The organism is Salmonella sp. SAL04202 (assembly GCF_046550775.1).
Classification (GTDB): domain Bacteria; phylum Pseudomonadota; class Gammaproteobacteria; order Enterobacterales; family Enterobacteriaceae; genus Salmonella; species Salmonella enterica.
The window spans coordinates 780491-793701 of the sequence record NZ_JBGDXK010000001.1 but is presented as its reverse complement, the minus strand read 5'-3'; the positions used below and the strand labels follow the sequence as shown (position 1 = coordinate 793701).

At 51.7% G+C, this 13211-nt stretch carries 11 protein-coding genes; 4 read left to right on the top strand and 7 right to left on the bottom strand.

The features are described from left to right. Positions 1–208: 208 nt before the first annotated feature. Complete coding sequence (gene sulA / locus ACLJQJ_RS03910) at positions 209–718, top strand: SOS-induced cell division inhibitor SulA (RefSeq protein WP_063809326.1); 510 nt, start codon at positions 209–211, stop codon at positions 716–718. A gap of 356 nt (positions 719–1074) precedes the next feature. Beyond that, entirely contained in the window at positions 1075–2127 is a 1053-nt protein-coding gene (gene ompA, locus ACLJQJ_RS03905; RefSeq protein WP_001670727.1) for a porin OmpA, read from the top strand. Positions 2128–2198: 71 nt separating this feature from the next. Here ompA and matP read toward each other — a convergent pair whose 3' ends face one another. Further along, complete coding sequence (gene matP, locus ACLJQJ_RS03900) at positions 2199–2651, bottom strand: macrodomain Ter protein MatP (RefSeq protein WP_000877172.1); 453 nt, start codon at positions 2649–2651, stop codon at positions 2199–2201. 185 nt (positions 2652–2836) lie between these two features. Between matP and ACLJQJ_RS03895 the strand changes: the two genes are divergently transcribed. Together ACLJQJ_RS03895 and fabA are read left to right on the top strand one after the other, a co-directional pair. Beyond that, on the top strand, positions 2837–4597 hold the full coding sequence (locus tag ACLJQJ_RS03895) for a Lon protease family protein (protein WP_063809327.1): 1761 nt from the start codon (positions 2837–2839) through the stop codon (positions 4595–4597). Between the two features lie 68 nt (positions 4598–4665). Then, positions 4666–5184 carry a bifunctional 3-hydroxydecanoyl-ACP dehydratase/trans-2-decenoyl-ACP isomerase gene (gene fabA, locus ACLJQJ_RS03890; protein WP_000227928.1) on the top strand — a complete coding sequence of 173 codons (519 nt, stop codon included), beginning with the start codon at positions 4666–4668 and terminating at the stop codon, positions 5182–5184. 99 nt (positions 5185–5283) lie between these two features. Here the strand turns inward: fabA and rmf are convergent, their stop codons facing one another. From rmf to rlmKL, 6 genes are all read right to left on the bottom strand, one after another. Next, entirely contained in the window at positions 5284–5451 is a 168-nt protein-coding gene (gene rmf, locus ACLJQJ_RS03885; protein WP_001537784.1) for a ribosome modulation factor, read from the bottom strand. Positions 5452–5706: 255 nt separating this feature from the next. Further along, positions 5707–6270: a membrane integrity-associated transporter subunit PqiC gene (pqiC, locus tag ACLJQJ_RS03880; RefSeq protein WP_063809328.1), complete on the bottom strand. Its 564-nt coding sequence runs from the start codon at positions 6268–6270 to the stop codon at positions 5707–5709. Beyond that, entirely contained in the window at positions 6267–7907 is a 1641-nt protein-coding gene (gene pqiB, locus ACLJQJ_RS03875) for an intermembrane transport protein PqiB (protein WP_000433414.1), read from the bottom strand. The genes pqiC and pqiB overlap by 4 nt, the downstream gene beginning before the upstream one ends. 4 nt (positions 7908–7911) lie before the next feature. Further along, positions 7912–9165 carry a membrane integrity-associated transporter subunit PqiA gene (gene pqiA / locus ACLJQJ_RS03870; RefSeq protein ID WP_000333152.1) on the bottom strand — a complete coding sequence of 418 codons (1254 nt, stop codon included), beginning with the start codon at positions 9163–9165 and terminating at the stop codon, positions 7912–7914. A 14-nt stretch (positions 9166–9179) separates the two neighbouring features. Beyond that, the gene (locus ACLJQJ_RS03865) at positions 9180–11087 is read right to left on the bottom strand and encodes an ABC transporter ATP-binding protein (protein WP_000053051.1); all 1908 of its coding nucleotides are present in this window, start codon (positions 11085–11087) and stop codon (positions 9180–9182) included. A gap of 12 nt (positions 11088–11099) precedes the next feature. Further along, the gene (rlmKL, locus tag ACLJQJ_RS03860; protein ID WP_001086485.1) at positions 11100–13208 is read right to left on the bottom strand and encodes a bifunctional 23S rRNA (guanine(2069)-N(7))-methyltransferase RlmK/23S rRNA (guanine(2445)-N(2))-methyltransferase RlmL; all 2109 of its coding nucleotides are present in this window, start codon (positions 13206–13208) and stop codon (positions 11100–11102) included. Positions 13209–13211: the final 3 nt, after the last annotated feature.

Sequence of the window (13211 nt, the reverse complement as noted above, 5' to 3'; positions counted from 1 at the left end):
TTTTAAATCATAAAGTAAAAGAATGATTTGCAGTAACGGATCCGTTAATGACGAAAATAGGCAACTTATACTCCGCGAGCAAGATGATTTTTATTTTTGACGCCACTAAGAATAAAAATTGCGAGACAGTTTCCGAAAATAGAGTTGATCTTTCATCGCTACAGGGGTACTGTATGAATATACAGTAACTCACAGGGCTGGATTGATTATGTACACTTCAGGTTATGCAAATCGTTCTTCGTCATTTCCTACCACTACCCACAACGCTGCGCGCACCGCTACGGAAAATGCCGCGGCAGGACTGGTCAGTGAAGTTGTCTACCACGAAGACCAGCCCATGATGGCGCAACTCCTGCTTTTGCCTTTACTCCGTCAGTTAGGCCAACAATCACGCTGGCAGCTCTGGCTCACGCCGCAGCAAAAGCTCAGCCGTGAATGGGTACAGTCTTCAGGTTTGCCATTAACGAAAGTGATGCAAATTAGCCAGCTTGCGCCTCCTCATACGCTGGAGTCGATGATCCGCGCTTTGCGTACAGGAAATTACAGCGTGGTAATTGGTTGGATGACTGAAGAACTGACAGAAGAAGAACATGCCTGCCTGGTTGAAGCAGCGAAGGTAGGTAATGCGGTAGGGTTTATCATGCGCCCTGTACGTGCGCACGCTTTACCCAGGAGACAGCATTCCGGGCTAAAAATTCACTCTAATTTGTATCATTAAGTAAAATTAGGATTTATCCTGGACTTTTTTTTACGCGAACGTATCTCCTTTGAGTGCTAACGTTTTTTTTGCGAGAACGCTTGTCAGAAGCGGTTTCCGCAATTTTTGCTGTACGATTTATCATCTGAAACTGTTAAATGATGTGTATATCCGTCATGTTTTTTTCACATGTCTGACGGAGTTCACACTTGTAAGTTTCCAACTACGTTGTAGACTTTACATCGCCAGGGGTGCTCAGCATAAGCCGTAGATATCGGTAGAGTAACTATTGAGCAGATCCCCCGGTGAAGGATTTAACCGTGTTATCTCGTTGGAGATATTCATGGCGTATTTTGGATGATAACGAGGCGCAAAAAATGAAAAAGACAGCTATCGCGATTGCAGTGGCACTGGCTGGTTTCGCTACCGTAGCGCAGGCCGCTCCGAAAGATAACACCTGGTACGCTGGTGCTAAACTGGGCTGGTCTCAGTACCATGACACCGGCTTCATTAACAATGATGGCCCGACTCATGAAAACCAACTGGGCGCAGGTGCTTTTGGTGGTTACCAGGTTAACCCGTACGTTGGCTTTGAAATGGGCTACGACTGGTTAGGCCGTATGCCGTACAAAGGCGACAACATCAATGGCGCTTATAAAGCTCAGGGCGTTCAGTTGACCGCTAAACTGGGTTATCCAATCACTGACGATCTGGACGTTTATACCCGTCTGGGTGGTATGGTATGGCGTGCAGACACCAAGTCTAACGTCCCTGGCGGCCCGTCTACTAAAGACCACGACACCGGCGTTTCCCCGGTATTCGCGGGCGGTATCGAGTATGCCATCACCCCTGAAATCGCAACCCGTCTGGAATACCAGTGGACTAACAACATCGGTGATGCCAACACCATCGGCACCCGTCCGGACAACGGCCTGCTGAGCGTAGGTGTTTCCTACCGTTTCGGCCAGCAAGAAGCTGCTCCGGTAGTCGCTCCGGCACCGGCACCGGCTCCGGAAGTACAGACCAAGCACTTCACTCTGAAGTCTGACGTACTGTTCAACTTCAACAAATCTACCCTGAAGCCGGAAGGCCAGCAGGCTCTGGATCAGCTGTACAGCCAGCTGAGCAACCTGGATCCGAAAGACGGTTCCGTTGTCGTTCTGGGCTTCACTGACCGTATCGGTTCTGACGCTTACAACCAGGGTCTGTCCGAGAAACGTGCTCAGTCTGTTGTTGATTACCTGATCTCCAAAGGTATTCCGTCTGACAAAATCTCCGCACGTGGTATGGGCGAATCTAACCCGGTTACCGGCAACACCTGTGACAACGTGAAACCTCGCGCTGCCCTGATCGATTGCCTGGCTCCGGATCGTCGCGTAGAGATCGAAGTTAAAGGCGTTAAAGACGTGGTAACTCAGCCGCAGGCTTAAGTTTCCGTCTGATAAAAAACCCCGCGTCGCGGGGTTTTTTGCTCTGGTCTGGATGACAACGCCTTTCAGCGTTACTTCTTGCCTAATAACGCCTGTAAATCCTGCTTTAACGTGGTCATTTGCGTGGCATATTTCTCTTTATGCTCCGCGTCTTCTATCAGTTGCACTATCGTTTCGGATAATGTTTTACCGCGTCGCTGCGCAAGGCCCGCCAGACGCTGCCAGACCATAAACTCTAAATCGATAGATTTTTTGCGCGTATGCTGATGTTCCGCATTGAAGTGTCGTTTGCGTCTTGCCCGAATGGTTTGTTTCATCCGATTAAGCAAGGCAGGATTCATATGCCTGTCTATCCAGACATTTACCCGCACCGGTTCATTTTCGAGGGCCAACAACAAATTGACGGCTTCCTGGGCAGCACTGGCTTCCACGTAGCGGGTGATCAACTCCCCTTCGCGATGCTTTTTCACCAGATATTTCCATTTCCAACCGCTTTCAAGATTTTCAAGTTGTTGATATTTCATTGCGATCCCAATGTTACCGTGTAACTGTTATCAGAATATCAGTTTTTTAGCCATCTGAAGAAAAGAATCTCGAACCTGTGAATGGTTACACGTCTTCATATTACTTTGCATTCGCTTTCCGCGTGTGCAGCGTGACGGGTTAGGCTATAATCCCCCCTTTTACAACAGACTAAAAAACCTCAACTTTGACCATTACGAAACTTGCATGGCGTGATCTGGTTCCGGATAGCGAAAGCTATCAGGAGATATTTGCACAGCCACACGCGACTGACGAAAACGACACCTTACTCAGTGATACTCAGCCACGACTGCAATTTGCGCTTGAGCAACTTATACAGCCGTGGGCATCATCCTCTTTTATGCTGACTAAAGCGCCTGAAGAGCAAGAGTATCTCACTTTACTTTCAGATGCCGTCCGCGCTCTGCAAACCGATGCCGGACAATTAACCGGCGGACATTATGACGTTTCCGGGCATACTGTTCATTACCGCGCCGCGCAGAATGCGCAAGACAACTTTGCCACCGTCACACAAGTCGTCAGCGCGGACTGGGTCGAAGCCGAACAGCTCTTTGGTTGCCTGCGGCAGTATAACGGCGACATTATCCTGCAGCCGGGACTGGTTCATCAGGCGAACGGCGGCGTGCTGATTATTTCCTTACGAACCCTTCTGGCGCAGCCGTTACTGTGGATGCGTCTGAAAGCCATCGTTAGCCGCGAGCGTTTTGACTGGGTGGCCTTTGACGAGTCGCGTCCATTACCGGTCTCCGTGCCATCCATGCCGCTCAAACTGAAGGTGATTCTGGTTGGCGAACGTGAATCACTGGCTGATTTTCAGGAGATGGAACCGGAGCTCGCGGAACAGGCTATCTACAGTGAATTTGAAGACAATTTACAGATAGCGGACTCAGAAGCTATGACCCTGTGGTGTCAATGGGTGACGCGTATCGCTTTACGCGATAATTTGCCCCCTCCGGCTCCGGACGCCTGGCCCGTTCTGATACGCGAGGCTGTGCGCTATACCGGCGAACAGGATACGCTGCCTCTTTGCCCACTGTGGATAGCCCGCCAGTTTAAGGAGGCGTCGCCTTTATGCGAAGGCGATACCTGCGGCGCAGAAGCGCTCAGCCTGATGCTTGCCCGACGCGAATGGCGAGAAGGCTTTCTGGCGGAGCGGATGCAGGATGAGATTCTGCAAGAGCAGATCCTGATTGAAACCGAAGGCGAACGCGTTGGACAAATCAATGCGCTTTCCGTCATTGAGTTTCCCGGGCATCCGCGCGCCTTTGGCGAACCGTCGCGAATTAGCTGTGTTGTGCATATCGGCGATGGCGAATTTAACGATATTGAGCGCAAGGCCGAACTTGGCGGGAATATCCACGCTAAGGGAATGATGATTATGCAGGCCTTCCTGATGTCGGAGTTGCAGCTGGAGCAACAAATTCCCTTCTCTGCCTCGTTAACCTTTGAGCAGTCCTACAGCGAAGTGGATGGCGATAGCGCCTCAATGGCGGAATTATGTGCGCTCATCAGCGCGCTGGCCAATGTGCCGGTGAATCAAAACATTGCGATTACCGGCTCGGTCGATCAGTTTGGTCGCGCGCAACCGGTGGGTGGGCTAAACGAAAAAATTGAAGGTTTCTTCGCCATCTGCGAGCAGCGGGAATTAAACGGTAAACAGGGCGTGATTATCCCTGCCGCCAATGTCCGCCATCTCAGTCTTAAATCTGAACTGCTGCAAGCGGTTAAAGAAGAGAAGTTCACTATCTGGGCGGTAGACGACGTGACCGACGCCTTACCGTTACTGTTAAATCTGGTGTGGGATGGCGAAGGTCAAACGACGTTGATGCAGACTATCCAGGAGCGTATCGCGCAGGCGACGCAACAGGAAGGCCGTCATCGTTTCCCGTGGCCATTACGTTGGCTGAACGCTTTTATTCCGAACTGATCGGACTTGTTCAGCGTACACGTGTTAGCTATCCTGCGTGCTTCAATAAAATAAGGTTTACATAAAACATGGTAGATAAACGCGAATCCTATACAAAAGAAGACCTTCTTGCCTCTGGTCGTGGTGAACTGTTTGGCGCTAAAGGGCCGCAACTCCCTGCGCCGAACATGCTGATGATGGACCGCGTCGTTAAGATGACCGAAACGGGCGGCAATTTCGACAAAGGCTATGTCGAAGCCGAGCTGGATATCAATCCGGATCTATGGTTCTTCGGATGCCACTTTATCGGCGATCCGGTGATGCCCGGTTGTCTGGGTCTGGATGCTATGTGGCAATTGGTGGGATTCTACCTGGGCTGGTTGGGCGGCGAAGGCAAAGGCCGCGCTCTGGGCGTGGGCGAAGTGAAATTTACCGGCCAGGTTCTGCCGACAGCCAGGAAAGTCACCTATCGCATTCATTTCAAACGTATCGTAAACCGTCGCCTGATCATGGGTCTGGCGGACGGTGAGGTTCTGGTGGATGGTCGTCTGATCTATACCGCACACGATTTGAAAGTCGGTTTGTTCCAGGATACTTCCGCGTTCTAAGTGTTGAATTGATATTCCGCGCTATCGGTATCATGCTTGCAAAACCAATAAAGGCGAAACCTCCGCACTGCGGAGGTTTCTTTTTCTAAAGAGACAGAATCAGGCCATTACCGCCCTGTCCTCCATGGCTTGTCGCCAACCTCCCAACCAGTATGACCGTTGATTCAGCGTCTGATAGGGACACATTTCTTTTGATCGTCCGGCGATGCCGGCCTGATATCCACGTTGATGTGCCCGTTCCAGGCGATCTCGTTTTTGTCTCTTCATGCCTCGTTTCCCTCATATTTGTATCTGGTGGAAAAGAAAACAGTGATTACAAAATGTGCAATCACACTACACGAATACCTCTAAATGGATCGCCCGTCAATGCGCAAAATTCACACCAATGTCATATTTGTGAGCTATACGGTAAATCATTTGTACAAAAAATGTGAGCCATAACAACTATTTTTCCGGTGTCAAAAATAAAAAAACCGCCTCAGGCGCACGACCTGAAGCGGTTAAATTTACATTACTTTTATCTCAGGGAAGGCGCTTTATCTCATCTGCGATAGCGGCTGCTTCCTGACTCCATGCGCTTGCCAGTACTTTGACCATCTCATCATAGCCATCTTTCTGCTGGCTGGCTTCGATATGGAAAGGCCGCTTAATCAGTTGTCCGTTGTGGTTTAATAGCCACTCCCCGCTGACGATAACCTTACCATCGTAACGTCCATGGAATCCGGTTACGGTAACGTTCAACGTATCCTGGGTGGTTCCCAACGGCTGGGAAGCGACGACCCAGCCAGGAAGCCGGGCGCTAAGATTCGCCACCAGCGTGTTACGTAATTGCTGGTCCAGCGGGCTGGCCCACAAATTGTTATTGGCAATCACATACTGGACATCACTGGTTTGATACACCACGCCGTTACCTGCCAGATAGTCAGGTACGAAAACCTGCTCTACCCATAAGAGACGGTTGCCCTGGCTTGCGGTGCTTTGCACACCGCTTTGCGCTATCGGGAGCTGATAATAGCTTTTATTTTCTCCGCCGGAACTACATGACGCCAGCCAGAACGCCATTATCACGACTAGCCATTTTTTCATTGTTTCGCCCTCTTAGGCTCAGGATCTTTTTTATCCTTCGCTTCAAATACCAGCGCGTTGCTCTTCTCGTTCAGAGTTTTCAACACCGGTTGTAACTCACGAAGCACCTGATCGAGACGCTGCATATCCGCCACCATTTTGTTATACGCCGCCGATCCAGGCTGGAAGCCCTGCATACTGCGGTTAAGTTCGCGTAACGTCGTTTGCATATCCGCCGGAAGCTGCTGCATCGACTGACTGGAGGTAATCTTGTTCATATTATCCAGCGTGGTTTGCAGCCGACGCATAGTACGCTGGCTTTCAGACAGCGTATTGGTCGCTTGTTCAATCATCGGATTCAGCGGCAGGTTGTTGATCTTATCCAACGTTTCCACCAGTCGCTGTTGAATTTGCGCCAGGCCGCTGCTGACGGTGGGAATAATTTCATAACCATCAAATTCGCGTAGCCCGGTGATCGGCGGCTCCTTAGGATAAAAGTCCAGATCGACATACAGCGCCCCGGTCACCAGGTTGCCGGTTTTAAGCGAAGCGCGTAAACCGCGCTTAAGCAGTTCCGTCAAATGCGCGCCAACATCCGCATTTTCTCCCAGTTGCGCTTTCAGACGCTCCGGTTCAATGCGCACCAGCACAGGAATACGGTAATCATCATTAAATACCTGGCGCATTTTAGACGCAAAGAAAGGCACTTTGCTTACCGTCCCCAGACGAATACCACGGAACTCCAGCGGCGCGCCGGGTTGTAATCCGCGCACCGAATCTTTAAAGAACATCAGGTAATCGATATGATCGGTATACAGCGAATCCTGAATACTTTTTTGATCGTCGTAGAGATTAAAAGCCGTTTTTTCGGCGACGGGTTGCCCCTGCTCAAGTCCTTCCGGCACATCAAAACTCACGCCGCCGCCAAACAACGTCGTCAACGATCCCATTTCCACGCGCATTCCCGCCGATGTCAGATCCACAGCGATACCGCTATCTTTCCAGAATCGGACATTACTGGTGACCAATCGATCGTTTGGCGCCTTAATGAACAACTGATAACTCATTGTCCGTTTTTGCGGATCGAAAGAGCTGGTTTCAACGGATCCTACCCGATAACCCCGGAACAGAACGGGATCGCCAGGACTGAGCTGACCGGCCTTTTTGCTGTCCAGAATCACACGAATACCTTTGGCATCGGGCGGCGCCAACGGCGGTGAGTCAAGAAGCTGATAGCTTTCCGGCTGACTGCCCTTACTTCCTGGTTGTAGTTCAATATACGCGCCTGATAGCAGCGTCCCAAGCCCGCTGATGCCTTCACGCCCCACCTGCGGTTTTACGACCCAAAATACCGAGTCTTTATGCAGCAACTTTTCCATACCGGAATGAAGCCGCGCTTTGATTTGTACATGGGTCAGATCGTCAGTCAGCGTCGCGCTTTCAACCACGCCGACATCCACGCTGCGACTTTTGATCGTCGTTTTTCCGCCTTCAATGCCTTCCGCATTGGTGGTAATTAAGGTAACTTCCGGTCCCTGGTGGCTGTAGTGATAAAACAGAATCCAGGCTCCGATAAGCGCAGTAACAATCGGGAATATCCAGACAGGCGACCAATTTTTCACCTTTTGTACTTTGGCTTCCCCTTTTTTAGGTTCCATGCTATCAGGACTCCTCATGGCCTGGTTCGTATTCACGATCCCACGACAGACGCGGATCAAAGGTCATCGCAGAAAACATTGTCATTATGACGACTAAAGCAAACATCAACGCACCCATCGCAGGATAAATATTCATTAACCCTCCCATACGCACCAGCGCAGAGAGTACGGCAATGACAAAGACATCAATCATTGACCAGCGCCCCACAAACTCCACTACTTCATAAATAAAATGCATCCGTTCACTGTCGCGCTTACCGTGGCCTTTCGCATCCCAACAAAGCCAGGCAATGGCGATCATTTTTAGCGTCGGCACCATAATACTGGCGAGAAAGATAACCGCCGCCACCGGATAAGACCCCTCGCTCCACAGCAAAATCACGCCAGCCAGAATGGTCGACGGCATTTTCGAGCCCAGTAAGTCAGTAATCATAATCGGCAAAATATTGGCGGGCAGATAAAGCATGATCGAGGTAAATAATAACGCCAGCGTCCACTGCAAACTGTTTTTACGCCGGACATAGCCTTTCGTATGGCAACGCGGACAGACGAGACTCTCCGCAGGCAGGATCGCCGTACAGCAGGCGCAAGAACGCAAAGACTGCCGGATACCGGTAATCCCCGGCGTTAACGGCTGCGCCAGTGCAGGCTGCGGGGCGATATCATCCCACAACCAGCGGCGATCGACACACTGGAACGCCCGCAGTTGAACGAGACAAAATAAGCACCAGGGAATAAAACTGCTGCCGATGCCGATATCGCCGTAGGCCATCAGCTTAACAAAACTGACCAACACCCCGGCGAGAAATATTTCCGCCATTCCCCACGATTTGAGGAGGAAAAAGATCCTTGCCAGCGTTTTTTTTACCGACAACGGCAGACTGGCGCGGTTGACAAGTAATAGAATGGTCACCAGGCAAAATGCCGGCACCAGTTGGACAAATAATAAAAAGAACGTGCCGAGGCTGGCGTAATCTTCAGAAAACATGACGCCGGGGATTTCCAGAAGCGTGACTTCGCTGGTGACGCCCGCGACATTCATATTCACGAAGGGAAAAAGGTTAGAAAGCAGCAACATAAATAGTGCCGCTAACGCATAGGCGGTAGGACGCTGCCGGGGCGCGTCCCACTCGGTCGTTAACGTTGCGCCGCATCGTGGACATGCTGCTTTTTGCCCATGCGAGAGGCGGGGTAAAGCCACCAGCATGTCGCATTGCGGGCACAATATGTGCTTCGCAGCATGGTGATGTTCACACATAGGCGCTCCTTTCGTTATGCCCCGTTTTTCAGGCCTTCAAGATACTCCCAACGTTCGAAGGCTTGCTCAAGTTCTTGCTCCGCCTGACTTAAATCGGCCAGAACTTTTTGCGTTTGCTCATGGGGTTGGCTAAAAAAGGCCGCATCCGCAACCTGCGCCTGTAGCGCTTCCAGCTTCGCTTCCAGGTCTTCAAGCTGACCGGGTAACTGCTCCAGCTCGCGCTGCAGTTTATAGCTTAGTTTGCTACTGCCACGTTTTACAATTTCTGCTTTAGGGGCAATAACTTCCTCATTTTTTTTCGCCATCGGCTGTTTCGTCGCCAGATGCTGCTCTTGCTGCGCGCGCGCATCATGGTAGCCGCCGATATAACGTCCGATTTTGCCGCCGCCCTCGAAAATCCAGCATTCCGTCACGGTATTATCGACAAATTGCCGATCGTGGCTGACCAGTAGTACCGTGCCCTGATAGCCATCAATTAATTCTTCTAATAGTTCCAGCGTTTCGACGTCAAGATCGTTCGTTGGTTCATCGAGAATTAAAAGATTGCTCGGCTTGAGGAACAGTCGTGCCAGCAGCAGACGGTTACGTTCGCCGCCGGAAAGCGCGCGGACGGGTGTCATCGCCCGTTTGGGGTGAAACAGGAAGTCCTGCAAATAGCCCAGTACATGGCGCGGCTTACCGTTTACCATCACCTCTTGCTTGCCTTCCGCAAGGTTATCCATCACGGTTTTTTCCGGATCCAGTTCGGCGCGATGCTGATCGAAGTAGGCGACTTCCAGCTTCGTTCCTACGTGGATGCGCCCGCTGTCAGCCTGAAGCTGTCCCAGCATCAGTTTCAGTAGCGTGGTTTTACCGCAGCCGTTCGGGCCAATTAACGCAATCTTGTCGCCGCGCTGTACCTGAGCGGAGAAATCTTTTACCAGTTGTTTTCCTTCTACCTGGTAATCGACGTTTTCCATCTCAAAAACGATTTTACCGGAGCGCGTCGCCTCTTCGACCTGCATCTTCGCCGTGCCCATCACTTCCCGGCGCTCGCTGCGTTCACGACGCATCGCTTTTAACGCCCGCACGCGCCCTTCATTACGGGTGCGGCGCGCCTTGATACCCTGGCGAATCCAGACTTCTTCCTGCGCCAGTTTGCGATCAAATTCCGCGTTTTGTAATTCTTCTACGCGCAGCGCTTCTTCTTTCTCCAGCAGGTATTGATCGTAATTTCCCGGATAGGTGACCAGTTTGCCACGATCGAGATCGACAATGCGGGTTGCCATATTGCGAATAAACGAACGATCGTGAGAGATAAAAATAATCGTTCCGTTAAAGGTTTTCAGAAACCCTTCCAGCCAGTCGATAGTTTCGATATCCAGATGGTTAGTCGGTTCATCCAGTAACAATACGCGCGGATTGCTGACCAGCGCCCGACCCAGCGCGGCTTTACGCAGCCAGCCGCCGGAGAGCGACGACAGCGCGGCATTAGGATCGAGTCCAAGCTGCTCCAGCACTTCATTAATACGGTTTTCCAGCTGCCACAGATTATGATGATCGAGCTGTTCCTGTACGCGCGCCATTTCATTGAGGTTTTTCTCGCTGGGATCGGTCATCACCAGACGGGAAATCTCATGATAGCGCTTGAGGTATTCCGCTTGTTCTTCGATACCTTCGGCGACAAAGTCATAGACGCTGCCCGCAATATTACGGGGCGGGTCCTGTTGCAGACGCGCGACGATCAGATCCTGCTCATAAATAATACGCCCATCGTCCAGACCCTGTTCGCGGTTGAGGATCTTCATCAAGGTGGATTTCCCGGCGCCGTTACGCCCCACCAGACAGACGCGTTCGTTATCTTCGATATGCAACTCTGCGTTATCGAGAAGCGGCGCGTCGCTGAACGACAGCCATGCGCCATGCATACTGATTAATGACATTTACTTTTCCTTTCAGGCGGCGCGGATCAGCCAGCAGTTATGAATCTGACGGTTACGGGCAAAATCCGGGGAAAGCGTTTTTTGCGTAATTTCTTGTGCGGTAAGCCCCAGCTCAGCCAGCCCTTCCAGATCCATACGGAATCCGCGCTTATTATTTGAGAACATGATGGTGCCGCCTTTACGCAGCAGGCGTTTTAAATCTTTCATTAACGCGACATGATCGCGCTGAACATCAAACGACTCTTCCATACGTTTTGAGTTAGAGAACGTCGGCGGATCGATAAAGATCAAATCGAACTGTTCATTCGCCTCGCGCAGCCAGCCCAGGCAGTCGGCCTGAATCAGGCGATGCGCGCGGCCGCTCAGTCCGTTCAGACGCAAATTACGTTCGGCCCACTCCAGATAGGTACGGGACATATCCACCGTTGTGGTGCTGCGCGCGCCGCCCAGACCCGCATGTACGCTGGCGCTGCCGGTATAAGAAAAGAGATTCAGGAAATCTTTGCCTTTGCTCATTTCTCCCAGCATTCTGCGGGCAATACGGTGATCGAGGAACAGACCGGTGTCGAGATAATCCGTCAGATTTACCCATAAGCGCGCATTATATTCGCTGACCTCAAGGAACTCGCCCTTCTCGCTCATTTTCTGATACTGGTTTTTTCCTTTTTGCCGTTCACGGGTTTTTAACACCAGTTTATTCGGCGGAATACCGAGCACTGACAAGGTTGCCGCAATAATATCGAACAGACGTTGCCGCGCTTTTTGCGCATCCACCGTTTTCGGCGGCGCATATTCCTGAATCACCGCCCAGTCGCCGTAACGGTCTACCGCCACGTTATATTCCGGCAGGTCGGCATCATACAAGCGATAGCATTCAATCCCTTCCTGGCGCGCCCATTTCTCCAGCTTTTTAAGATTTTTACGCAGGCGATTAGCGTAATCTTCCGCCACCGTCGCCGGCTTACTGTCCGCCGTGGTTTCCGCAATATGATAGTTTTTCTGCACACAGTCCAGCGGGCCATTCTTGGCTTTAAACTGTTTGTCGGCACGCAATTGCAGGCTGCCCAGCAGATCGGGCGAAGCGCTGAACAGCGACAGGTTCCAGCCGCCAAACTGATTTTTCATGGTACGGCCCAGCAGGCTGTGCAACGCAATCAGCGCCGGTTCGCTGTCCAGACGTTCGCCGTAAGGCGGGTTACTGATCACCGTACCATACGGGCCTTTCGGCAATGGATTACTCAGTTGCGCCACATCTTTCACTTCAAAGGTGATAAGCTCGCCGATACCGGCGCGACGGGCGTTGCTGCGCGCCCGCTCAATGACGCGCGCATCGCTGTCGGAACCGTAGAAATGAGAGGAATACTCCGCCAGCCCCTTACGCGCCCGGGTCTGCGCTTCGGCTTTCACTTCCTGCCAGATAGTTTCGTCATGCTGTGCCCAGCCGCTAAATCCCCAGTGACCACGGTGCAGGCCCGGCGCGCGATCGGTCGCCCACATCGCGGCCTCAATCAACAGTGTCCCCGAACCACACATAGGGTCGAGCAGCGGCGTACCTGGTTGCCAGCCGGAACGCATAACAATCGCTGCCGCCAGCGTCTCTTTAATTGGCGCCAGCCCGGTGCGATCGCGATAACCGCGCAGGTGCAGGCCATCACCACTGAGATCCAGCGCAATGCTGGCAGTTTCTTTATTCAGCCAGACGTTAATACGGAGGTCCGGCGATTCGCGGTCCACATTTGGACGCGGAAGATTTTTCCGCGTAAACGCATCGACAATCGCGTCTTTAACTTTCATCGCGCCATACTGACTATTACGGATGGTGTCGTTCAGGCCGCTGAAATGCACCGCAAACGTCGCGCCAGGATTAAAAATCTCTGTCCAGTTTATCGCCTGAACGCCGAGGTAAAGATCGAGATCGCTGTAGACCTTGCACTCCCCCATCGGCAGGATAATACGCGAGGCCAGGCGGCTCCACATCAGGCTCTGGTAAATAAGCCGCGTGTCGCCCTGAAAATGGACCCCACCCTGAACAACCTGACACCCTACGGCGCCCAGTTTTTCCAGTTCAGTTTTTAACAGCTCTTCCAGCCCGCGGGCCGTACTGGCAAACAGAGAATTCATATT

What these genes read in the sequence shown, in the direction of transcription:
- sulA (WP_063809326.1), top strand. Translation starts at nt 209, where the DNA reads ATGTACACTTCAGGTTATGCAAATCGTTCTTCGTCATTTCCTACCACT.
- ompA (WP_001670727.1), top strand. Translation starts at nt 1,075, where the DNA reads ATGAAAAAGACAGCTATCGCGATTGCAGTGGCACTGGCTGGTTTCGCT.
- matP (WP_000877172.1), bottom strand. Translation starts at nt 2,651, where the DNA reads ATGAAATATCAACAACTTGAAAATCTTGAAAGCGGTTGGAAATGGAAA.
- fabA (WP_000227928.1), top strand. Translation starts at nt 4,666, where the DNA reads ATGGTAGATAAACGCGAATCCTATACAAAAGAAGACCTTCTTGCCTCT.
- rmf (WP_001537784.1), bottom strand. Translation starts at nt 5,451, where the DNA reads ATGAAGAGACAAAAACGAGATCGCCTGGAACGGGCACATCAACGTGGA.
- pqiC (WP_063809328.1), bottom strand. Translation starts at nt 6,270, where the DNA reads ATGAAAAAATGGCTAGTCGTGATAATGGCGTTCTGGCTGGCGTCATGT.
- pqiB (WP_000433414.1), bottom strand. Translation starts at nt 7,907, where the DNA reads ATGGAACCTAAAAAAGGGGAAGCCAAAGTACAAAAGGTGAAAAATTGG.
- pqiA (WP_000333152.1), bottom strand. Translation starts at nt 9,165, where the DNA reads ATGTGTGAACATCACCATGCTGCGAAGCACATATTGTGCCCGCAATGC.
- ACLJQJ_RS03865 (WP_000053051.1), bottom strand. Translation starts at nt 11,087, where the DNA reads ATGTCATTAATCAGTATGCATGGCGCATGGCTGTCGTTCAGCGACGCG.
- rlmKL (WP_001086485.1), bottom strand. Translation starts at nt 13,208, where the DNA reads ATGAATTCTCTGTTTGCCAGTACGGCCCGCGGGCTGGAAGAGCTGTTA.